At 40.3% G+C, this 22,313-nt stretch carries 25 protein-coding genes and 1 other annotated feature; of the genes, 22 read left to right on the forward strand and 3 right to left on the reverse strand.

The features are described from left to right. The first annotated feature begins 41 nt into the window (after positions 1 to 41). The gene (locus FC81_RS07695; RefSeq protein ID WP_057745249.1) at positions 42 to 329 is read left to right on the forward strand and encodes an ArsR/SmtB family transcription factor; all 288 of its coding nucleotides are present in this window, start codon (positions 42 to 44) and stop codon (positions 327 to 329) included. A gap of 55 nt (positions 330 to 384) precedes the next feature. Continuing rightward, entirely contained in the window at positions 385 to 1,029 is a 645-nt protein-coding gene (locus FC81_RS07700) for a glutathione binding-like protein (RefSeq protein ID WP_235804666.1), read from the forward strand. A gap of 87 nt (positions 1,030 to 1,116) precedes the next feature. Here the strand turns inward: FC81_RS07700 and FC81_RS07705 are convergent, their stop codons facing one another. Then, positions 1,117 to 2,010 carry a helix-turn-helix domain-containing protein gene (locus FC81_RS07705; protein ID WP_057745256.1) on the reverse strand — a complete coding sequence of 298 codons (894 nt, stop codon included), beginning with the start codon at positions 2,008 to 2,010 and terminating at the stop codon, positions 1,117 to 1,119. Between the two features lie 91 nt (positions 2,011 to 2,101). Here FC81_RS07705 and FC81_RS07710 point away from each other — a divergent pair, with 91 nt between their 5' ends. Then, on the forward strand, positions 2,102 to 3,298 hold the full coding sequence (locus tag FC81_RS07710) for an MFS transporter (RefSeq protein WP_057745259.1): 1,197 nt from the start codon (positions 2,102 to 2,104) through the stop codon (positions 3,296 to 3,298). 132 nt (positions 3,299 to 3,430) lie between these two features. Further along, positions 3,431 to 4,102: a type 1 glutamine amidotransferase gene (locus FC81_RS07715; protein WP_057745262.1), complete on the forward strand. Its 672-nt coding sequence runs from the start codon at positions 3,431 to 3,433 to the stop codon at positions 4,100 to 4,102. Between the two features lie 137 nt (positions 4,103 to 4,239). Here FC81_RS07715 and FC81_RS07720 read toward each other — a convergent pair whose 3' ends face one another. Then, on the reverse strand, positions 4,240 to 5,268 hold the full coding sequence (locus tag FC81_RS07720) for a zinc-binding alcohol dehydrogenase family protein (RefSeq protein WP_057745619.1): 1,029 nt from the start codon (positions 5,266 to 5,268) through the stop codon (positions 4,240 to 4,242). Positions 5,269 to 5,448: 180 nt separating this feature from the next. On the opposite strand from FC81_RS07720, the gene FC81_RS07725 reads away from it, so the two are divergent. From FC81_RS07725 to FC81_RS07735, 3 genes are all read left to right on the forward strand, one after another. After that, the gene (locus FC81_RS07725) at positions 5,449 to 5,856 is read left to right on the forward strand and encodes a winged helix-turn-helix transcriptional regulator (protein ID WP_057745264.1); all 408 of its coding nucleotides are present in this window, start codon (positions 5,449 to 5,451) and stop codon (positions 5,854 to 5,856) included. Positions 5,857 to 6,034: 178 nt separating this feature from the next. Continuing rightward, positions 6,035 to 6,598, forward strand: coding sequence for a DUF2975 domain-containing protein (locus tag FC81_RS07730; protein WP_057745267.1), 564 nt, complete (start codon positions 6,035 to 6,037; stop codon positions 6,596 to 6,598). A 43-nt stretch (positions 6,599 to 6,641) separates the two neighbouring features. After that, positions 6,642 to 6,818 (forward strand): helix-turn-helix domain-containing protein, encoded by a 177-nt coding sequence (locus tag FC81_RS07735; protein ID WP_201781898.1) that lies wholly within the window; start codon positions 6,642 to 6,644, stop codon positions 6,816 to 6,818. A 117-nt stretch (positions 6,819 to 6,935) separates the two neighbouring features. Here the strand turns inward: FC81_RS07735 and FC81_RS07740 are convergent, their stop codons facing one another. Continuing rightward, positions 6,936 to 7,115, reverse strand: coding sequence for a hypothetical protein (locus FC81_RS07740; protein WP_057745271.1), 180 nt, complete (start codon positions 7,113 to 7,115; stop codon positions 6,936 to 6,938). A 230-nt stretch (positions 7,116 to 7,345) separates the two neighbouring features. Between FC81_RS07740 and FC81_RS07745 the strand changes: the two genes are divergently transcribed. The 15 genes from FC81_RS07745 to FC81_RS07815 all read left to right on the forward strand — a co-directional run bounded on the left by FC81_RS07745 (position 7,346) and on the right by FC81_RS07815 (position 22,298). After that, the gene (locus tag FC81_RS07745; RefSeq protein WP_057745275.1) at positions 7,346 to 8,719 is read left to right on the forward strand and encodes an MFS transporter; all 1,374 of its coding nucleotides are present in this window, start codon (positions 7,346 to 7,348) and stop codon (positions 8,717 to 8,719) included. A 180-nt stretch (positions 8,720 to 8,899) separates the two neighbouring features. Beyond that, positions 8,900 to 9,649, forward strand: coding sequence for a 16S rRNA (guanine(527)-N(7))-methyltransferase RsmG (rsmG, locus tag FC81_RS07750; protein WP_057745278.1), 750 nt, complete (start codon positions 8,900 to 8,902; stop codon positions 9,647 to 9,649). Next, entirely contained in the window at positions 9,649 to 10,500 is an 852-nt protein-coding gene (noc, locus tag FC81_RS07755) for a nucleoid occlusion protein (RefSeq protein WP_057745281.1), read from the forward strand. The genes rsmG and noc overlap by 1 nt, the downstream gene beginning before the upstream one ends. Positions 10,501 to 10,514: 14 nt before the next feature. Continuing rightward, on the forward strand, positions 10,515 to 11,279 hold the full coding sequence (locus FC81_RS07760) for a ParA family protein (protein WP_057745284.1): 765 nt from the start codon (positions 10,515 to 10,517) through the stop codon (positions 11,277 to 11,279). Then, positions 11,272 to 12,153, forward strand: a complete 882-nt coding sequence (locus tag FC81_RS07765; RefSeq protein WP_057745287.1) for a ParB/RepB/Spo0J family partition protein — start codon at positions 11,272 to 11,274, stop codon at positions 12,151 to 12,153. Before FC81_RS07760 ends, FC81_RS07765 begins: the two co-directional genes overlap by 8 nt. A gap of 35 nt (positions 12,154 to 12,188) precedes the next feature. Beyond that, positions 12,189 to 12,398, forward strand: a complete 210-nt coding sequence (locus tag FC81_RS07770) for a DUF951 domain-containing protein (RefSeq protein ID WP_057745290.1) — start codon at positions 12,189 to 12,191, stop codon at positions 12,396 to 12,398. A gap of 19 nt (positions 12,399 to 12,417) precedes the next feature. Next, positions 12,418 to 13,518, forward strand: a complete 1,101-nt coding sequence (gene ychF / locus FC81_RS07775) for a redox-regulated ATPase YchF (RefSeq protein WP_057745293.1) — start codon at positions 12,418 to 12,420, stop codon at positions 13,516 to 13,518. Between the two features lie 34 nt (positions 13,519 to 13,552). Continuing rightward, positions 13,553 to 14,287, forward strand: coding sequence for a DUF1129 domain-containing protein (locus tag FC81_RS07780; protein ID WP_057745296.1), 735 nt, complete (start codon positions 13,553 to 13,555; stop codon positions 14,285 to 14,287). A 109-nt stretch (positions 14,288 to 14,396) separates the two neighbouring features. Beyond that, positions 14,397 to 14,630, forward strand: a binding site (T-box leader). A 96-nt stretch (positions 14,631 to 14,726) separates the two neighbouring features. Then, entirely contained in the window at positions 14,727 to 15,875 is a 1,149-nt protein-coding gene (locus FC81_RS07785) for a trans-sulfuration enzyme family protein (protein ID WP_057745298.1), read from the forward strand. A gap of 33 nt (positions 15,876 to 15,908) precedes the next feature. Next, on the forward strand, positions 15,909 to 16,607 hold the full coding sequence (locus tag FC81_RS07790; protein ID WP_057745622.1) for an amino acid ABC transporter permease: 699 nt from the start codon (positions 15,909 to 15,911) through the stop codon (positions 16,605 to 16,607). A gap of 24 nt (positions 16,608 to 16,631) precedes the next feature. Then, entirely contained in the window at positions 16,632 to 17,375 is a 744-nt protein-coding gene (locus FC81_RS07795; protein WP_057745303.1) for an amino acid ABC transporter ATP-binding protein, read from the forward strand. 18 nt (positions 17,376 to 17,393) lie between these two features. Further along, positions 17,394 to 18,203 (forward strand): transporter substrate-binding domain-containing protein, encoded by an 810-nt coding sequence (locus FC81_RS07800; RefSeq protein WP_057745306.1) that lies wholly within the window; start codon positions 17,394 to 17,396, stop codon positions 18,201 to 18,203. A gap of 496 nt (positions 18,204 to 18,699) precedes the next feature. Then, complete coding sequence (locus FC81_RS07805; RefSeq protein WP_057745309.1) at positions 18,700 to 19,332, forward strand: superoxide dismutase; 633 nt, start codon at positions 18,700 to 18,702, stop codon at positions 19,330 to 19,332. A 170-nt stretch (positions 19,333 to 19,502) separates the two neighbouring features. Next, a complete protein-coding gene (gene licT / locus FC81_RS07810; RefSeq protein WP_057745312.1) occupies positions 19,503 to 20,369 on the forward strand; it encodes a BglG family transcription antiterminator LicT in 867 nt (288 codons plus the stop codon). 108 nt (positions 20,370 to 20,477) lie between these two features. After that, on the forward strand, positions 20,478 to 22,298 hold the full coding sequence (locus FC81_RS07815) for a beta-glucoside-specific PTS transporter subunit IIABC (RefSeq protein WP_057745315.1): 1,821 nt from the start codon (positions 20,478 to 20,480) through the stop codon (positions 22,296 to 22,298). Positions 22,299 to 22,313 lie beyond the last annotated feature (15 nt).

The raw sequence follows: 22,313 nt of genomic DNA on the forward strand, positions 1-22,313 counted from the left end.
TCATCATTGTAATTTTTTTGAAGAGGAGTTAAACTACTTCTATGAATATCGAAATAGAAAAAGAAAATAAACTAGCAGAGTTATTTGGTGCTCTCAGCGAGCCTAATAGAATTAGGATAATCAAAATTTTAAGAGATAGTAAGCGCGAGCTGAATTGCAGTGAGGTAAGTAGTTTGCTTAAAATTGCTCCCTCAACGGTTTCATATCATTTTAAGGCCTTGCGTCAAGCGGGTCTGACTAAAACAAGACAGCAGGCACAAACAAAATATTTATCGTTGAACGTGGAAACGTTCGCCAAATATTTACCTGGTTTTCTGGATTCACTATGAATCCTTTTTCTTTTAGAATTTTATTTCGATAAATATAGAAATAGAAAGAAGTATAATAATGAAATTATTTTACGCCGCCGGAGCAAGTTCGCTGGCACCGCATATCCTGCTTGAAGAGAGCGGGATGCATTATACTTTAGAGCGAGTCAATTTAGATACTAAAATCTGGAAGGGGGGAGAATATCGGCAAGTAAATCCTAAAAACTATGTTCCGGCGCTAGCAATAACAGACAGTTATATTTTAACCGAATGTGCAGTTATTTTGGAATATATTGGTAAACAAGTAGCTGACCGTAATCTTATCGCAATATACGGGGGCGAAACTTACTGGAAACAAAGAATCTGGCTGAACTATATTGCAACTGAGTTACACAAAAATTTCATCTCGCCTTTTAGAAAGGGGAATTGGCTGCCAAATACCGCTGATTCGAAAAGTTTTGTTTATAAGAGGGCCCTTCCTAGATTGAAGTTTGTCGACAATGCTTTGAAGCAACAGGACTATTTAGTTAACAACGAATTTTCCGCTCCTGATGCCTATTTATTTGTGATAACTAATTGGATTAAAAGATTAGGCTATAATTTTGACGACTTTAAAAATTTACAGAGTTTTGATGCTAGCATGCGTGCACGTCCGGCAGTCCAACGTGTTTTGCAACAGGAAGGTAGACCGCACTCTTTACAAGATGATGTAAAATGCTAAAAGCAGGTTACAGCCAAAACGACGACAAACGTTACTAATCGAGAAGCTGCTCAAATAAGCTAATTTTAGTAGAACAGGTAAGGATAGTTAGAGATGCACATCTGCAAAGTCAAAGACCAGCCGCAATTCTTCAGTGGTCAAATACCGCGTTAGGTACTGCCGCTCATTTTCTAGAAATTGGGGTCCATGTCCAGTTAAGTGAGCGATTAAATTAGCCCTTTTGATAAAACGTAAACCACTCTTTTTATTTCCACTAAGGTAAAGTGTTAGGCCTTTCAAGTTAAAGAGGCGTGCACGGTGATAGTAGTCCTTTTCCTGGTTTTTAAAGTAATCTTCTAACTTAATGACTAGTGCCTGTGCGGTGTCAAGGTACTGACTATCTAGCATACTTAGGATCACGTTATTGTAAATGTAAAACAGCATTGAAAAATTATCGTGTCGGAAGTCTTCATAAATAATCTTCTTTTTTTGCAACTCCTCAAATAGACTGAACATGAATGTTTGCTCTAAAAAGGGAATCGAGTGGCCGAACAAGTACAGTTCGAAGAAAGTCCAGTTACTGATACCTTGAAAATAATCTTCTAGAACTTTTAACTCACTTTTGGTGATGCTGTCAGCTTTCAGAGTTGTCAGCATCATTTTTATTTGAATGGCTTGCAGGTGGGCGAATTTTCCGGGTTGTGCCTGCCAGTGAACCAAATACTGGCGTAGTTGGGTGACGTTGCCGGCTTGATAAGCACGCTGAAGATTGGGCAGCAAATCATTAGCTGCGGTATTTCTAAGTTGGTAGAGAAATTCAAACTCAGAGAGTTGCACATTAAGACGATGCAACAATGCTAAGAGATGTGTGAATGAAATATCTGTGAGTCCGCGTTCAAAACGCGATAAGAAGGGCACTGAAACGATTCCTCGGCTTGCTTCTTGAAGTGTAATATTTTTATTGGTTCTGAATTCTTTAAAGATCTGACCTATTTTCATCATTTATTTAACCTATATGCAACTTTTTTATTCTTAAGTTTATTCCTAGATTAAAATAAAAGCTACCTTAGTAATTTAATTTAGGAGGAAAACCATGTTATCGCATAATTCAAAATTTGGCTGTCTCTGGCTGAGCTTTTTGATCTCTTCAATTGGCGACTGGCTGTATCGTCTGGCGTTGCCACTCATTATTCTTGAAAAAACTGGCTCTGCTTATCATGCCGCAACGGTTTTTGGAGTATCTTTTGTACCTTGGGTCCTTTTTTCGTTACTTGGTGGGAGCTTAGCTGATAATTATGCTAAGAAAAAAATCTTGATTAGTGGCAATGCTGCCGCTGGGCTGATCAGTTTATTTTTAATTTTTATCCTGCAAAGTAAAAGTATCAACTTTGGCTTATTATATGTTGCGGTATTTTTACTCGCGTCTGTAGATCCTTTGATTCATCCCAGCTTCCAAAGTATTATTCCAGAACTTACGGTACAAAAACAGTTTGTCAGTGCCAATGCGGCTCTTCAAATGGTCGATAATACTTTAGCAATTATGGGACCATTGTTAGGTGGGACCTTGGTCACTTTCTTAGGTGGCATGAGTGCTATCTTGATCGATACACTGTCTTTTTTTATTGCCGCACTTATCCTATTCAAACTGCCGCAGCGTACTGAACGAACGCGAAAAAATCGTCCAGTGCGCGGCATAGTACAGGATGTAGTAACAGGCGCTAAGTATAGTTTCCAGCAAAAAGTTATTTTTAGTGGGTCACTGATGTTCCTATTTACTAATTTTGCGCTCAATATGTTTGAGGCTAACTTCATGTTTTATATGACAGAAGCTTTAAACTATCCGGTCATTAAGGCAACGATCGCGCTAGCACTTGGTGGCGGTGGAGCCTTGGCTGCCAGTTTTGTTGGGAGCAGAATCGTTGAGAGTTTTAGAGCGGGGATGTTATTATCATCAAGTACGATTTTAGCGGGGCTAAGTACGTTGCTGTTATTGTTTAACCAAAACTATCTCTACATTGGCATAGTGTTAGGGTTGGTCAGCTTTTTTGGAACGATCAATGTGATTACTTACTTTACGCTGCGGCAACGAACGGTTCCACGCCACCTTCTCGGTCGTGTAATCGCGGTGACACGGATGGTTTCTTACGCTTCGATCCCAGTCGGCTCATGGTGTGGTGGGGTATTGTTAGCACACGGTCAAACGATGTTTACGGTTATCTTATTAGCTGGAATTATCCGCACACTGGCAGGTGTCGGGGCTAAGCTATCACCGTTGGGGCGGGAGAAGTAGGATGACTGTTTTTTCACCTCCATTTGTTTGACTTGTAAAAAGTATGGTTAAAGGTAATACTTAGTAAAAAGCTATATAACTTGCATCGAACCCATGTAGGTTACTTTATTTAAGCAAGAAAGTAGGGATCACATGCGAATCAATATTTTACAACATACTCCTAACGAAGGACCTGGCTCGATTTTAGCTTGGAGTAGGCTACATGGGCACGAGGCCTACATCTATCATCCGTATCAATTCGGCTTTTTACCGACCGCTGCGGAAACGGATATGCTTATTATTTTAGGTGGTCCAATGAGTCCCAATGATGACTTACCGTGGATCAAGCAAGAGCGTGTGCTTATCCAGAAATTAATGGAGACTGATAAACCCATTTTTGGTGCTTGTTACGGTGCGCAGCAGCTTGCTAAAACCTTGGGGTGCGCGATTACCAAAGCTCCAGCTAAAGAAGTCGGGTGGGCGCCGGTCTATCGGCAAAGTGATGCGATTCCAGCGTTGCCTAAAGAACTGTTGGCACTGCACTGGCATGAAGAAATGTTTGCGATCCCACAGGAAGCAGAGCTGCTATTCTCAAGTGAGCGGGTTAGAAACCAAGGTTTTGTTATGAATCATCGCATTATTGGCCTGCAGTTTCATTTTGAACCGCAAACTGATAATGTACGCGAGATGGTAACTAACGATTTCCCTTACATCACCGGTTCAGTGTTCAAGCAAACGGCGGCTGACATTTTACAGACCCCAGTCCCTGCGGAAAATAAGCAGGTCATGTTCAAACTTTTGGATTATATTAGTGCAGGTAAATAAATAGATTTAACTGAAATAGCCGTCTCGGCTTGCAGAAGTTTATTCTACAGATTGAGACGACTAGGTCTTTGAAAGATCAAGACAGCGCTGAAGATTTCAAGCAGGGCTGTTTTTTATTGATTCCTTAATGGTTGTCTTTAATGCTTAGGCTGATTACTGATAACCACTTTGCCAATCATATGATTGGTCTCAATTAATTGATGAGCCTCTTTTAGATTACGCACGTTGATCGGCGTGAGTGTCTTAGTCAGCGTGCTTTTTAGGACTTTTTGATCCAATAAAGCTGCAATTTGTTCGAGGATCTGGTGCTGGCTGATCATATCTGGAGTTTGGTAGAAGGATTTAGTGTACATCCATTCCCATGCAAAAGTAGCTCGTTTTTGGGTCAATTTCCGGAGGTTGACAGGATGGTGATTCTCGGTAATTGAGGCAATATGACCGCTGGGTTTGATTAATTCTGCCATTTCATCCCAGTGGCCATCTAAGTCATTTAGTTCTAGGATGAAGTCAACGTACTTATAGCCAAGATTGCGGACCTCTGTTACTAGACTTTTACGGTGGTTGACGGTTTGATCTGCTCCTAATGAAGTCACCCAGTCGATGGTTTCAGGTCGTGAGGCGCTAGCAATAACTTTCAGCCCCGCCCAGTGCGCCAACTGAACGGCAATGGAGCCGACCCCGCCAGAACCATTAATGATCAGAAGCGTTTTAGCCCGATTGGCCGCGCGAGCTTGCGGGTCGATCGCTAATTGTTCGAAAAGAGCTTCCCACGCGGTCAACGAAGTTAACGGCATGGCTGCCGCCTGGTCAACTGTTAAAGTTTGCGGAGCATGACCGACAATGCGCTCATCAACTAACTGGTACTGACTGTTACTGCCAGGACGTTTAAAAGAGCCGGCATAAAAAACACGGTCGCCTTTTTTGAAAAGTGTAACTTGTTTGCCACTTTCTTCAACGACACCGACTGCATCCCAACCAATGATTTTAGGTTGTTGCAGTTTGCTATGCCCGCTTTTTCTAACACCGACATCAACTGGGTTAACGGAAACAGCTTCCACCCTCACTAACAAATCATGCCCCTTAGCGACTGGCTTAGGTATTGCAAATTCTAATAAACTATTATTATCTTCGATAGGTAAGTGTTCTTTAAAACCGATCGCTTTCATCATGGTAGTCATCCAAGTCCCTTCTTTCACAGTTATTATTGACCACTGTACAAGCAGGCGCAATAATGAAGAATTTGTAAGGTGAGCCATCCAAGGCTGTGTTCAACAATAATAATTGAAAAATAAACGCGACTCCTGTATTTTGGATATTAAAACAGATTGTTAAGGGAGCGATAAGAGATGCAGCGACATATTTATGCGTGTCAAGACGGCTGTCCAGTGCAGAGTACGTTACAGATAATTGCCGGCAAATGGAAGGCTGTCATTTTATACCACTTTTTTAAGGATGGCATCTGTCATTTTGGGGAACTTCAAAGAGAAATTCAAGCTTGTTCCAGCCGAATGCTGGCGTTGCAGCTGAATGAACTTGAAGAAGATGGTGTGATCAGTAAAAATATCTATTCAACTATGCCACTAAAAACAGATTATACATTAACAGAGTTCGGTAAAACCTTGGAACCCGTCATCGATGCAATGGCAGCGTGGGGAAATCATTATAACCAAACTATTGCTGGAGCTGAAGATTTCTCGCAACCTGGGGCTTGCCGCTGGCCGGTTGATGTAACAGCTAAATCTAAAAACAAATAAGAACTTGAACAAGTGTGGTCAAAGAACGAAACTACTTGTTTGAATTCTTACTCAATTTAGTTTCAGACAATCTTTTTCAAAGATATAATTAACTTTCTCCCCTTGAATATTCTAAAACAATGTTTTATCATTGATTTGGATATATAAAATATCGTTTTTCGATATAAGGAGGAAGAAAATGAAACATAATTATAAAAAAATTATTCGTTGCCTAAATGTGTTTACAAGAATTATTTTGGCCTTTTTAGGGTTAGCATTTATTGGTTCAGTTTTTTATGTAGTCGATATCTTATCAGGTAATATCAAGGAAAACTTAATTAATGACGATTCAATGTTTATTTTACAAGGGCATACTGTTGTTGCTGACAGTGCAATCAGGAACTTTCCGCGTGTACAGTATGCTTTGAGCTTTATTTGTGGAATCAGCTTAATGTTTGTAGGAGCATACATAGCATTAAGAGCTGTACAGAATATTTTGCAAAACGTTCTTAAAGGCCAAGTCTTTAATCTTAAAAATGCTCAAAATATCAAGCAAATTGTATGGGCACAAATTTGGCTAGTGTGCAGTGACCCATTCCTCTTCTGGACGAACCATTTGACAGAAACCCATTTAGGACGTTCAAGTAATACTTTTCAAAGTTCTTTTATTGGTGATAGTATTACTCTTTTAGTGATTTATGTGGTTTATATCGCGTTTAAGATGGCAGTTGATCTCAAAAAAGAAAATAGTTTGACGATTTAACTTAGGAGGAAATGTTTTGATCAAGATTACTTTAAATGTTGTTATGGCAGAGCGAAACATCTCATCTAATGAACTTGCAAAGTTAGTCGGCATCACACCGGCTAATATTTCTATTTTAAAAACGGGTAAAGCCAAGGCAGTCCGTTTTACCACACTCGAAAAACTGTGTCAGGTGTTGGACTGCCAACCAGGAGATCTTATTAAGTATGAAAAAGATTGATCGTAACCGTAAAAACTTATTAATAAGTTTTCTCTAAAACACAGCAAGAACTTAAATAAGTAAGACTTAATTACTAGTCTTACTTATTTAAGTTCTTGTTTTAGTTTGGTTTCTTATTTAATCTTCAGTTTTACGCGGCCAGAGTGCGAATTTGGGACGCGGCATAACGATCAGTGCTAAGAATACCGTGCCATAATCAAGGTAGGCATCAATGGGAGAAGCATTGAAGAGATAACCGCGTAGAATAACCAGTGAAATGATTGCTAAAGCTAAAATAACACGAAGATCTTTGTTCATAGTAACCGCCTCCTAAGCTTTATCTTTCTTTAATGATAGCGCTTTAATAGAGTTGATTCAAATTATTATTACTGAAAAGGGAAATTAAAATTAAATTAAAAAGAAAGGGTATCAGAACTTAACTAAAGTTAGTTTTTTGCACGCTAACTTTCAAAAAGTAATTTAGAATGTTTACAAATTACATTTAATAAACTATCATTTAAAGTAATAGTTTAGGAGTGAGTTATAAAATGGAAGAAAAAGAATTACATGGAATCAAACGAACTATTTTTGTTTGGACATTATTAGCCGGAACTTTCACAATGTCTATCAGTCAGTCGTCCTTATCAACTGCTTATCCGACCTTAATGCACTATTTTGGTGTAGATGCACCAACGATTCAGTGGTTGACGACCGGTTTTATGCTGATTATGTGTGTGATGATGCCGTTAAGCCCGTGGTTGTTGAATAATTTCTCGTTCAAAAAGATTTATTTAAGTGTGCTGCTGATCTTTATGGTGGGGACAGTTATGATCATCATGGCACCGAACTTTATACTGGCACTGCTAGGAAGAGCACTTGAAGCAGTCGCGGTTGGGGTGTTGTTCCCGTCATTTCAAACAGTATTGTTGACGATCACACCTGTGAAGAAACGGCCGTCTGTAATGGGATTAGCAGGTTTGGTCATGGGATCGGCATTAGCGTGTGGGCCGATCATCTCAGGGATCATTTTAAATTATCTCAGTTGGCAAAGTCTCTTCGGTTTCTTTTTATTTGTAATCGCAATTGTATTTGTAAGTGCACTTTTCAATATTTATGATGTTTTACCACGACAACACAGCGGCTTTGACTTTATTTCAGTAATTGCTTCATTTGGATTGATCGGGATCTTGTATGTTGTTCAAACCTATGGCAGCAAGCTGGAAATGACGCCTGCATTACTAGTGTTATTAATTCTTAGTCTTGCATTTACCGCCTACTTCATCTACCGCCAGTTTACACTGAAAGAACCACTATTAAAATTAAGAGTGATGCGGGTCGTGAACTTTGATCTGGCGGTTCTATTGACCGGGATCGCTTATATCTCATTGATCGTTGTCACAGTTGTTTATCCGCTTTATTACCAGAAGATACTACATACATCAGTTTTGGTGTCGGGCTTAGCCTTAGTACCACCAGCAATTCTTTTAAGTATTTTGAATCCACTAACTGGTAAATTGACTGAAAAAATCGGCTTCAAAAAGACTCTGCTTATTGGGATGGCGATGTTGGTCTGTGGCTGGGGCGCGTTAGTCGTCTTTGCCGGGAATCTAACGCTGGTATCGATGATTATTTTCGCTATGTTGATCGAAGGCGGAAATGCATTTGTGATGATGCCTGCAACGACCTTAGGTGCTAACTCCTTAGCAGAGAGTCAGATATCGCATGGAACAGCAATCATTACAACCGTCAGACAGCTGCTAGGTGCGTTAGGTGTTACTGTAGCAACCTTGATTTTGGCCGCCGGCAGCGGTTCGATCAGCTCAGTTAACGGCTACCGCAACGCCTTTATCTTTTTCTGCTTATTAGAGATCATCGGCTTTATTTTAGCTTGTGCTATTCGGCAGACAAAAGATAATAAATAAATCAGTTAGTTTTTGCTATTTTTAATAATTTAATACAAAGGAAGGTCCGGAAAAAGTCATTTTAAAACCGGGCCTTCTCTTGTATTTAGTTCAAAAATACTTTAAACTAAAGGAGTGTGTGAAACATATTGTTTCACAAAGAAGACGATAGTTTAATTTAAGAGATGAAAGAGGAATATTATGACTCCAGAGCGTTTCAGACAAGAGCTTGCCCAACATGATGTTATGTTAACGGACCAGCAGATGCGGCAGTATGCAATCTATTATGAATTTTTAGTAGCAACTAATGAGCATGTTAATTTGACGGCAATAACTGCGCAAGAAGAAGTGTATCTGAAACATTTTTATGATTCATTGTTGCCTGCACTGGTGGTCAAAGAGCTGCAAAGCGCGGAATTGAGCTTATGTGATGTGGGCGCAGGCGCGGGGTTCCCTTCAATTCCACTGAAGATCGCTTTTCCCCAACTGCAAGTTACGATTGTTGACTCACTCAATAAACGGATCAAGTTTTTGGATGAATTAGCTGCTAAGCTGCAACTGAATGGGGTAGTATTCCACCATGCACGAGCGGAAGAATTTGCTGGTAAAAAGAGTTCTTTTCGTGAAAGCTTTGATATCGTGACTGCCCGTGCAGTTGCACGGCTGACCGTGCTATCTGAACTATGTCTGCCATTAGTCAAAGTTGGCGGTAAGTTTGTCGCTTTAAAGGCTCAGAAGGCACAGTCAGAGTTGGCAGAAGCACAGTACGCACTTAAAAAGCTAGGCGGAAAAGTGCTCACGGATATGCAGCTGCAGTTGCCGGAGACAGATGATGAGCGGCATATTGTTACATTTGCTAAAGTCGCTGCAACACCTAAGAAATATCCACGCAAGCCAGGAACTCCTGCCAAATCACCTCTTTTAAAGACTGAGACTAGGGGGCAAAATTAATGGCATTTTCGTTTTGGAACAAAAAGAAAAAAGAAACTACGGAGACGCGGCAACAAATCACAGAACTTCCACTCGAACAGATCGTCCCTAACCGTTTCCAACCACGTAAAGTTTTTGCTGACGACAAGTTAAGCGAATTGGCTGAAACGATCAAGGAGCATGGCTTATTACAGCCGATCGTTGTGCGTCAGTATGAACCAGAACATTATGAGATCATTGCTGGTGAACGTCGTTTCCGCGCTGTGACCCAATTGGGCTGGGCAAAGGTTCCGGCGTTGATCAAAGAAATGTCGGATACTGAGGCAGCGTCAATGGCAGTGATTGAAAATTTGCAGCGTGAAGGCTTGACGGCGATCGAAGAAGCCAAGGCTTACAAGGAACTGATGGAGTTAAACAAGCTGATTCAAAGCGAGTTAGCGCAGGCGATCGGTAAGAGCCAGTCTTTTGTGGCTAATAAGTTGCGATTACTTAAACTGACAGATTTTGGTCAACAGGCTATTCTAGAACGAAAAATTACTGAACGGCATGGACGGGCTGTGCTTAGCTTAACAGCTAAACAGCAAGAAGAGGTTTTACAACAGGTTATCGCTAAAAAGATGACGGTTAAGGAAACCGAGAAACTTGTTCAGCAGATGACTCAAAAAGTTAAAAAAAGCCCCGCAAAAAAAAGATCTAAAGGTTCGACAAGTGATGTTCGCGTAGCAGTTAATACAATAAAAAAGGCACTTAAAATGATTAATGATAACGGAATGAAGATCAAGATACATGAAGAAGATCAGCCAGATTTTCATCAAATTATTATTGATATCCCGCTTGAGAAAAAGGGCAAGGAAGATCCAAAGAAAAATTAGGGGGCGAAAGATTCATGGGAATTGTGATTGCATTGGCAAATCAAAAGGGCGGTGTCGGTAAGACGACCACCAGTGTTAATCTAGGAGCATGCCTCGCGGAGTTAGGTAAGAAAGTTTTGTTGATCGATTCTGATGCACAGGGGAATGCTACCAGTGGTGTCGGTATTCATAAGGCCAAAATTGAAAAAGATATTTATGATGTATTGGTCAACGAATATCCAATTGCTGAGACCATCATCCCTAGCAGCCGGCCGGGGCTTGATATCGTCCCGGCAACGATTCAACTTTCTGGGGCTGAGATTGAATTGACATCTCAGATGGCACGAGAATCGCGATTGTTGGATGCAATCAAGCAGATCAAGAACAATTACGATTATATTTTAATTGACTGCCCACCGTCTCTGGGGCTCTTAACAATCAATGCTTTTAGTGCAAGCGACTCGATCTTGATCCCAGTTCAGAGTGAGTACTACGCTTTGGAAGGATTAAGTCAACTAATGAATACCATTCGACTGGTCCAGAAGCATTTTAATCCATCTTTAAAAATCGAAGGCGTCTTGATGACAATGTTGGATGCACGAACAAATCTTGGGACACAGGTGGTTGCTGAGGTCCAGAATTACTTTAAAAATAAGGTTTATAAAACAGTCATTCCACGTAATATTCGGCTCTCAGAAGCGCCTAGCCATGGAAAAGCAATTATTGATTATGATCCTAATTCACGTGGTGCAAAAGAATATATGTCTCTCGCCAAGGAGGTGCTGGCCGCACATGACTAACAAGAATAATAAGGGCTTGGGCCGTGGAATCGAAGCTTTATTTCAAGAGTTCGACGATTCCAGCGATAATGAAGAAGTTGTGACTGAATTAAAATTAGCCGAGATCAGGCCTAACCCATATCAGCCACGTAAGACTTTTGATGAAAAATCGTTGGCAGAGCTAACAGTTTCCATAAAAAAGACTGGTGTTTTTCAGCCTATTATCGTACGCAAGTCAACGATCAAAGGGTATGAAATTATTGCTGGTGAACGCCGCTTTAGGGCCTCGAAACTTGCGGGCAAGGAGACGATCCCAGCAATTGTGCGCCAAATAGATGAAGCCAGCATGATGGAGATCGCTGTTTTGGAAAACTTGCAACGTGAAGATTTAACTCCGCTTGAAGAAGCAGAGGCCTATAATACACTGATGGAAAAGCTTAATTTGACCCAAAATCAAGTCTCAGAACGTTTGGGTAAGAGCAGACCGTATATTGCTAACTACCTCAGACTGTTAGGGCTACCGCTAGAAGTCAAACAAATGCTGCAGGCAGAAAAACTTTCCATGGGACAAGCACGGACTTTGCTAGCGTTAAAGGATAAAAAACAATTAGTAATGTTAGCCGAGAAAACGCTGCGTGATAATTTAACGGTTCGCCAATTGGAACAACTGATTGCTAAAATGAATGGTAAGGACTCTAAGAAAGGCAAAAAAACTGCCAAAGATCCATATGAACCTTATTATAAGCAGAGTGAGACAGCACTACAGGAAAAATTTGGAACCAAAGTTGCGATCAAGAGCAGATCTAAAGCGGGCAAGGGTAAAATTGAAATTGATTATTTATCAACTAAAGATTTCAATCGTATTCTAGACCTTTTAGGGATTAGCCTAGATTGATTAAGGAACGCAGACTAGTGACTGGAGGAATTTAGATGCCAACGACAGACTATGCACTGCACGATATTGTTGAGATGAAGAAACAGCATCCTTGCGGGGTAAACCGCTGGGAGATTATCAGAATGGGAATGGATATCAAGATCAAGTGTACCGGCTGTAACCATCTGATTATGATGCCACGGCGGGAGTTTAACCGTAAATTCAAGAAAGTCCTCGAACAAGCTAAAAAAGAAGATCAAGATTAGGAAAGAGTGAAGAATAACTATGTCATTAACCGCAGGAATCGTTGGTTTACCCAATGTAGGTAAATCAACCTTATTTAACGCAATTACAAAAGCAGGGGCAGAGATGGCGAACTACCCCTTTGCAACGATTGATCCTAACGTCGGGATGGTCGAAGTGCCAGATAAACGTCTGATACGGATCGATGAACTGATCCCCGCTAAAAAACTTATTCATACAACCTTTGAATTCACAGATATTGCAGGGATCGTTAAGGGTGCCAGCAAGGGTGAAGGTTTAGGCAATAAGTTCCTTGAGAATATTCGTCAGGTAGATGCGATCGTCCATGTTGTCCGAGCTTTTGATGATGATAACATTACGCATGTCAGCAACAAAATTGATCCTTTAGATGATATTGATACGATTAATCTCGAATTAACACTTGCAGACCTGGATAGTGTCAATAAGCGCTATGCTCGTGTTGAGAAAGTTGCCCGGACTAAAGACAAGGAAGCCGTAGCAGAGTTTGAAGTTTTAAAACGGATCAAACCGGTCCTTGAAGCTGGCAAACCTGTTCGCTCCCTGGACTTTGACGAAGAAGAACAAAAAGTAGTTAAGGGATTGTTCTTATTGACTTCTAAACCAGTTTTGTATGTCGCTAACATTGCTGAGGATGACATGGCTGATCCGGATGCTAATCAATATGTCCAGCAAATCAACCAGTTTGCTGAAGCTGAGGGTTCAGAAACAATCGCAGTTAGCGCTAAGACGGAAGAAGAAATTGCTGAACTTGACGATGCAGATAAACAGGACTTTCTTGAAGCTGAAGGCGTTGAAGAATCAGGGCTGGATCGTTTAGTCAAAGCTTCATATAAGTTACTGGGACTTGCGACCTTCTTTACTGCTGGTGGCAAAGAAACGCGCGCCTGGACATTTAAACGCGGAATGAAAGCTCCACAAGTTGCTGGTATTATCCATTCGGACTTTGAACGCGGCTTTATTCGAGCTGAAACGATGTCCTTCGAAGATTTGGATAAATATGGTAGCTTGGCCGCTGTTCGTGAAGCTGGGCGTCTTCGTTCAGAAGGTAAGGAATACCTTGTTCAAGATGGGGATATTATCGAATTCAGATTCAACGTTTAATGTGTGAAGCAAGAGATAAAGGTGGAGATTACTTGTGACAGAAGAAAATAAACAAAATAATAAGCAGCGTAATCAAAAGGTAGCCGCAAAGCAGGCTGAACAACGACAGGCCAAAAAAGATGAGGTTATTCCTGCAAGTACACTCGAAGGACTGACAAAGCGGAATGAAGATTACATGTTCCGCTTGAGTCGAATGCTTGAGGAAAGAGGGGTTCCTGCTGAAAAGAGGAAGCAAGCGGTTGACGAAATGATAGCCGAGCTGCGTAAAAAACAACGGCAAGGTATTACCGCTAATAAGCTTTACGGAACGGTCAGTGAGCGTGTTGACGCAATTATTGCTGGACCAAAGAAAAAGCCTAAGGAACCTTCCTATTGGAGTGTTGCTCTGGATAATGGTTTGATCATGTTCATGATGTTCTGTATCATGTATGCAGCTTTAGGTGCTTTTTCGAAGAAACAAGCACAGGTCAATGGCGGGATCTTAACACTTATCGTAACTTCTGTAATTGCTGGTTTGGGAATGGCATATTTCTACAAAGTCGCCGGTTATCGCCGTAATCGCAAGAATCGTATCCCATTGTGGCGGACACTACTACTTTCAGGAGCGCTGGTGGTTATCTGGATCACAGCTTATACTTTAGTGATGGCAGTTCCAGGAGTACTGAACCGAACCTTTGAACCGATCGTTTATGCGATCCTAGCTGTGATTGCATTTGGAGTGCGCTATATCTTAAAGAAAAAATATGGACTTATCGGCTCGATTTTTTAAATTAAGGTTTAACTTATAAAATTCTTTTTTAAAAGAAATATCACCTAAACTAATTAGGGTTGACATTTCTATTTATTAGGTTAGAATAAGTATCTATAATTAAGATTTAATAAACAAATTGATCAGGAAAGTAGTTTTTTCATTTATCAAAGAGAGGCTGTGGTTGGTGTAAGCAGCTGTTAGATGGAATTATGAAAATGACCTGTGATTGGTTGCTGCGAGAACTTGTTTAAGCAGCAGACGGCGTGCCCTCCGTTATTTTGGGACACTATTATTAAGATAGTAGTTTAGCTATGCATTCCTGCATAATTAGAATGGTACCGTGGGACCTCTCACTTCTAAAAAGAAGTGGGGGGATTTTTTTATTTTTAATTAGTCGAAACACAAAGTAAATATATAAAAAGTCAACGCTAGCGAATGGCTTAGGAGGAAATTTAATATGACGAATTTCGACACAAATTTGGTTCACGGAGTCTGTTGTAGTGACAATAATACAGGAGCAGTCAATGTCCCAATCTATAATTCATCAACATATGTCTATCAAAATGCTGATGCAAAGGTCAAGTGGGATTATGCCCGCTCGGGAAATCCCACACGTGCATTTCTGGAAGAACAGATTGCACTGTTGGAGGGAGGAACGCGTGGATTTGCATTTTCTTCTGGGCTGGCAGCGATTCACGCTGCCTTTGCGATCTTTGAGCCTGGCGACCACATTATTATTGGTGATAAGATATACGGGGGAACTTTTAGGCTTGTCAACCAGTACTTCAAGAAGTGGCAGCTCGAATTCACAACGGTTGATACACAGGACGTGGCAGCAGTTGAAGCAGCTATTAAGCCTAACACCAAAGCAATTTACTTTGAGACGTTCACTAACCCCCTTTTGCGAGTTACCAGTGTTAAAGCAATCGCAGAAATTGCAAAACAGCATCATTTATTGACGATTGTTGACAACACTTTCCTAACGCCATACTTGCAGCAACCGTTAAAGTTGGGAGCTGATATTGTTATTCACTCGGCAACTAAGTACTTAGGAGGACATTCTGATGTGATCGCAGGTTTGGTGGTTGTTAAGGGGGACGAGCTAGGTGAAAAAATCTATTTTTCGCAAAATGCTCTTGGTGGAGTTTTATCGCCTGAGGATTCAAACCTGATTCGACGCGGAATACAGACATTGGGGGTGAGGATGGATCGGCACTTAGCCAATGCAGCTAAAATTGTTGCTTTTTTAATTAAAAGAGCAGAAATAGTCAAAGCATACTATCCGGGGATAGAAGGATCTGTAGATCATGAGATCGCTCAAAAAGAGTGCCGCGGGTTTGGTGGAATCGTGAGTTTTGATTTGGCTGCAGCCATTGATTCAAAAGCGTTTGTTGAACGGTTGAGTTTATTTAAGCTAGCTGTCAGTTTGGGGGCAGTTGAAAGTCTGGTAGAATTGCCATATAAGATGTCCCATGCTGAACTGTCAGTTGCGGATCTGCAAGATTGCGGTATAAGTACACAGTTGATTCGTTTATCTGTTGGGATTGAAGATGCACAGGATCTAATTGACGATCTTACACAGGTATTGGACTCATTTAAAAAATAAGAGTGTTATTGAAAGGTGTGTCAGTTTAAGATTATGTGGGATATTATTGTCAATGCAACACCGCAATTGATCGTTGCGGGTTTAAAGTACACGATCCCGATTTCGATCGTTTCGTTTTTGCTAGGATTAATACTTGCTCTGATAACGGCTCTGGTCAGGTTATCGACTAAGAAAGGACCATTCAGGATATTTAAAGCAATTTTTAGATTTTATGTGTGGCTTTTCCGAAGCACGCCATTATTAGTACAGTTGTTTATTGTTTATTTTGGATTACCGTACCTGAAGATAGCTGGCATTGCGCCAGACGGAATAAAGCTAACACCGCTTGTAGCGGGTATCATTACTTTCTCGCTGAATACTGGTGCTTACTGCTCAGAAACGATCAGAGCTTCGATTCTTTCGATTCCCAAGGGACAATGGGAAGCGGCATATTCTATGGGAATGACTAGATCAAAAGCACTTTCGCGGATCATTTTACCCCAAGCAGTGCGGGTTTCACTGCCGCCGTTGGCTAATAGTTTCATCGGTTTGGTCAAGGATACCTCACTGGCAGCTTCAATTACAATCGTAGAAATGTTTGAAGTCAGCCAACAGATTGCAGCTGAGAATTATCAGCCATTGATTATGTACTGTTTAGTAGCTGCTTTGTACGCGGTTGCTTGTTCATTGCTGTCATGGCTTCAAGGATATCTTGAAAAGATAACTTCACGTTATATCACAAACGTTGATTAAGATCAGAAGGAGACAAAGACAGCTATGCTTAAATTAGAAAAACTTAACAAGCGTTTTGGTGAGCATCATGCATTAGTTGATATCACAACGACTTTTCCTGAACATCAAACGACTGTGATTTTAGGACCATCTGGTTCAGGAAAGTCAACCTTACTGCGATCACTTAATCTTTTGGAACGACCAGAATCTGGCAAGTACTTCTTTGATGACGATGTTTTTGATTTTGCCAAAGGAATTTCAGTCAAAGATACACTTAATATTCGGAAGCAAACTGAGATGGTGTTTCAAGGTTATAATCTTTTTCCACACCTAACAGTGCTGAAAAATATTATGGAAGGACCAGTTCAAGTACTGCATCGCCCCAAAGCTGAGGTTGAGAGGGAAGCACACACCCTTCTGGCAAAAGTTGGTCTAGCTGATAAAGCGGATGTTTATCCTAATCAGCTATCAGGTGGTCAGGCACAGCGTGTAGCAATTGCCCGCTCGCTGGCAATGCAGCCAAAATATATTTTATTGGACGAACCCACCAGCGCACTCGATCCAGAGTTGGAGTTAGAAGTACTTAAGGTTTTGAAACAAATTTCAACAGAAAAACGTTCAATGATTATTGTAACGCACAATATGGCATTTGCTCGTGAGGTTGCCGATAAGATTATCTTTATTGAAGACGGACATATCTTATTTGATGGACCGAATGAAAGATTCTTTAAAACTGATAACAAAAGAATTGCAGATTTTATCTCAGCGATGACATTTGCAAACATTTAAAAATGGAGGAAAATAACAATGAATAAATTATTTAAAAAGGTGTTTTTAGTTGCTAATGTTGTAGCCGCTGGAGTTGTTCTCGCAGCATGTTCCTCATCGAAAGAAAAAACAAACTCAGCAGACAGTTATAAATCAGAACTTAATCAAAAGGGAACACTGACAATTGGGCTTGAAGGAACTTATTCGCCTTACTCTTACCGTAAAGACGGTAAATTAACAGGTTTTGAAGTTGATTTGGGAAATAAACTTGCAAAGGAAATGGGACTAAAGGCTAAATTTGTTCCTACAAAATGGGATGGTTTAGTAGCTGGTTTAGGGAGCAACAAATATGATGTTGTATTAAACAATATAACTGCCACACCGGCGCGTGCTAAGAGCTATATTTTTTCCAAGCCATATATCTATTCGCGCTATGCGCTGATTACGCGGCAAGACAGTGATGGTATCAAAACACTCAAGGATATTAAGGGCAAGAAGCTGGCTGAGGGAACTGGAACCAATAATGAACTGGTTGCAAAACAAAACGGTGCTACAATTGTTCCGTCAGGTGATTTTGCAACGAGTCTGTCTTTGATTAGACAAAAGCGGGTTGATGCTACAATTAATGCACGTGAAGCGTGGTATTCATATAAAAAGAGCAACTCAACTGATGGATTAGTGTACCATGATCTTTCTTCCGAGAAGGAACCAGCTAAGATTGTTGGTTTGTTTAATAAGAAGTCTACCAAATTACGCTCTGAAACAAACAAAGCTTTAAAGGATTTACGAGCAGATGGAACACTGAAAAAATTGTCTCAAAAATATTTTGGTGCTGATATTACTGAGTAATAATTAAAAAATTAAGTAAAAAATTTGTTGGGCTTTAACCTAGGGGATTAGAAATGGGTTAGAGCTTTTTTTGATGATAGCAGAATTTTGGGTATGCGTCTGGGAGATTTAAGAGAAAAGATATGTAAAAATAATTGTTGGTTTTACTTCCAGATGCCACTGTATTAATCTTTGAAGATAGAATACATTACTGATTAGAACAGGCATGAACCTACAGCTTTTTACTTGAGTGCGACCTTCGACTGCTTAGTGTGATCTTTTAATCACTTTATGGAAAGCTATGCCGACCGAGTGATGACAAATGTTCAAATAAAATAGCGTATCTTTCATATCTATATTCGATGGTTATGTGATATTTGAGGATAGTTTTAAAAATTAGCAATACCTATAAGACTATGTCAGCGTAAAAAGACTAAGCATCTTCTTGGAGTTTTATAATTCTATGGGTTAGAATGTAATAAGTTAAAGCCCTTACAGACGAAAGGAGATTGATAATATGGCATATACGCTTCCTGATTTACCATATGATTACAGTGCGTTAGAACCTTATATCGATGAGCAAACGATGCGCTTGCATCATGATAAACATCATCAGACCTATATTAATAAGTTGAATGTAGCTTTGAAGAAACATCCCGAATTATCAGAACTTCCTGTTGATGAGTTGATGATGCAGTTAGATAGGGTACCTGAAGGTATAAAAAAAGCAGTTCGGAATAACGGTGGCGGTCACGCTAACCATACGCTTTTCTGGAAACTACTTTCGCCTCATTTTGACACTGCCCCAGAAGGAGCTCTCCTTGAGGCTATTGAGCATAAATTTGGTAGTTTTGATAAGTTTAAACAACAATTTACAGAAGCGGCTCTGAGTGTTTTTGGTTCAGGCTGGGCATGGCTTGTTAAGGACACAGCTGGAACATTGAAGATTATGACAACCGCTAATCAGGATTCGCCACTTTCCGTAGGGATGGCTCCTGTGTTAGGGCTTGATGTTTGGGAACATGCGTACTACCTAAAATATCAAAACCGCAGACCAGAATATATTGAAGCTTTCTGGCATGTTGCTAACTGGAAGGAAGCTGCACGGTTATACGACAGCGAATTAGTCGGGATCGGTTCAGAAAGTTAAATAAAGCACTTGCAAAAAGGCTCAAAAAGTAGTAACATTCTAGTTGTCGAAGGATTGTTACCGCTGTCATAAGTGGGTAAAACCTGTCACGAATTGTAGTTATAGACTAGTAATAGTTTATATAGCAATTTGTGTACAGGTTTTTTTACATCATTGTCTGGGGAGAAGCTATGAAGGTTAAGCAGGTTTTCAATAATAATGTTCTTTTAGCGAGTCAAGGCGGACAGGAGGTCGTACTGGTTGGGCGTGGGATCGGGTTTAAACAGAGACCAGGAATGCCTATTGAAAGAGAGAAGGTCAGTCAAGTCTTTGCACCAACTGATGATAAATGGTTTACACTGTTTCACGATTTGATTCAAAATATCGCACCTGATTATTTGGAACTGTCAGCAGGGATTATTAAACAGGCTGAGGAAATGCTGCATACAAAGTTCAATGATTATCTTTTGATCTCATTAACTGATCATTTGGATTTTGCAGTTACCAGATATAAGCAGAAGATCCAGATTCATAATGAGATATTGTGGGAGATAAAAAACTACTATCCGAATGAATATCAAGCTGCTGCAGCGGCTTTGAAGATGGTAGAACAGCATTTGAAGATACGGCTGCCAGAGGATGAAGCAGGTTTTATTGCGATCAAGTTTCTTGAGAGCAGTATCGATCATCCGCAAAGCAGTGGAACTGTTAAAATAACGAAACTGATTGGAGATATTGTTCAAATTATTCAATATCAGTTACAGTTAAAGTTGGATCCAGATACGATGAGCTACAGACGCTTTCTAGTTCATGTTCGCTTTTTGGCAGAGCGAATCTTGCAGAAGAAAATTAATAAAGCTGGCAGTGATGATGAGTTTTTATTTCAACATGTAGTAAAAAAATATCCGGCTTCATATGAATGTACTAAAAAAGTAACCGTCTTTATCAGTAAACAGATGCAAGTTAAGCTTTCGGTAAATGAACAGATCTATTTGACCATACACATTCAGCGGATCCTGGATGATCTTAATAAAAAAACTACACAAAAGGGATTGTAACTATTAGATTAGGCAAAACCCAAGTCGATATGAGCTTCAGACTTTACTAGTCTGAGCTTGATATCGACTTGGGTTTTTGTTTTAAAAATAATTTTAGGGGTGAACAAAATGGATTATGAAAAATTAGCAACTGATATTGTGAAAAATATTGGTGGAAAAGAGAACATCAACACTGCCTGGCATTGTGCAACTCGTTTACGGTTTAAATTAAAGGATGAGTCGAAGGCTAAGACCGCGGAAATCGAAAATTTGGACGGAGTAATTACAGTCGTTCAATCAGCTGGACAATATCAAGTCGTTGTTGGGAACGCAGTTGCAAATGTTTTTGAGGCTATAGCTAGGCAGACTGGCTTAGATAATGAAGAGCAAAAAACACAACCGCAGGAAAAAGAGACCAATCTCGTTAATCGCTTTATAGCCTTTATTTCAGGGACTTTCACACCATTTCTAGGTGCAATGGCGGGTGCTGGGATTTTGAAAGGCCTGCTGGCATTATTTGTAGCTCTCAATTGGATGAGTGCAACAAGTGGTACCTATGAGATCTTGTACGCCGCTGGTGATTCATTATTTAACTTCTTACCGATTTTCTTAGCCTTCACGGCTGCTAAGCGACTAAATGTCAATCAATATGTTGCGGTGGCTCTAGCGGCATCACTAGTCTATCCAACACTGGTCGCCACAGCAACAAAAGCACAAACACTGCATTTCATCGGAATCCCGGTGGTCCCAACAACTTATACTTCATCGGTCATCCCGATTCTTTTAGCCGTCTGGATCTTATCCTTTATTGAACCGGTTTTGAATAATATTTTTCCAGAAGCAGTGCGCAATATTTTTACACCGTTGTTTTCGTTAGCAATTATGGTGCCTTTAACAATGATCGTGGTTGGGCCGCTGGGGTCCTCCGTGGGAAATGTTTTATCAACGATGGTTACGTCAATCTATAACTTCGCACCCGCATTAGCAGGTGCGATCATGGGTGCTTTCTGGCAAGTCTTTGTTATCTTCGGAGTTCATTGGACTTTTGTTCCTGTGATGATGAACAACTTGGGTAAAATGGGTTATGATCCACTGCTACCAATCTTATGTGCAGCTGTTATTTCACAGGCTGGAGCAGCTTTAGGGATATTCTTGAAAACAAAAGATAAAAAACAAAAAGCTTTAGCTGGTTCAGGTGTTATCACAGGAATCTTTGGAATTACTGAACCAATTATTTATGGTTTAACTTTGAAATTGAAACGACCATTTATTTACGCCGTTATTTCTGGTGGAATTGGTGGTGCGATTATTGGGGGCTTCCAAGTTAGAGCGAGTTCATTTACATTGCCAAGTTTGCTGGCTATTCCAACTTACCTTGGTAAAGGTTTCATTGGCTCTATAATTGGAATTGCAGTATCATTTGTTTTAGGTGCAGTTTTGACCTACTTCTTTGGGTTAAGCAAGAGCCAAGCTGTGGCAGAAGAAATGGATGGGGAAACTGAAAAATTACTGGCACCTGTTCAAGGAACTCTTATTCCGTTAACAAGTGTTAACGATGAAGTATTTGCATCAGAGGCAATGGGCAAGGGGATCGCGATCGTCCCAACGGATAACAAAGTCGTTTCACCGGTCAGTGGGACAATTAGTGCCGTTTATCCAACAGGGCATGCGATTGGAATTATTTCAGACCAAGGCGCGGAGATCTTGATCCATATTGGGATCAATACAGTTAAACTTAATGGGAAGTACTTTGAAACAAAGGTCAAACAAGAACAGCGAGTTGACCAAGGTGACGAATTACTGGCCTTTGATCCTGCTAAGATCAAGGAAGCTGGTTATGATAATACAGTGATGATGATCGTGACAAACACCAAACAGTATGAAGTTATTAGTACGCAAGAAACAGCTGCTGAGCATAACACTGTTTTGACGCTGCAATTATTAAAATAAAAAAGTTTTAAAGAG

Source organism: Liquorilactobacillus capillatus DSM 19910 (assembly GCF_001434915.1).
Taxonomy (GTDB): Bacteria; Bacillota; Bacilli; order Lactobacillales; family Lactobacillaceae; genus Liquorilactobacillus; species Liquorilactobacillus capillatus.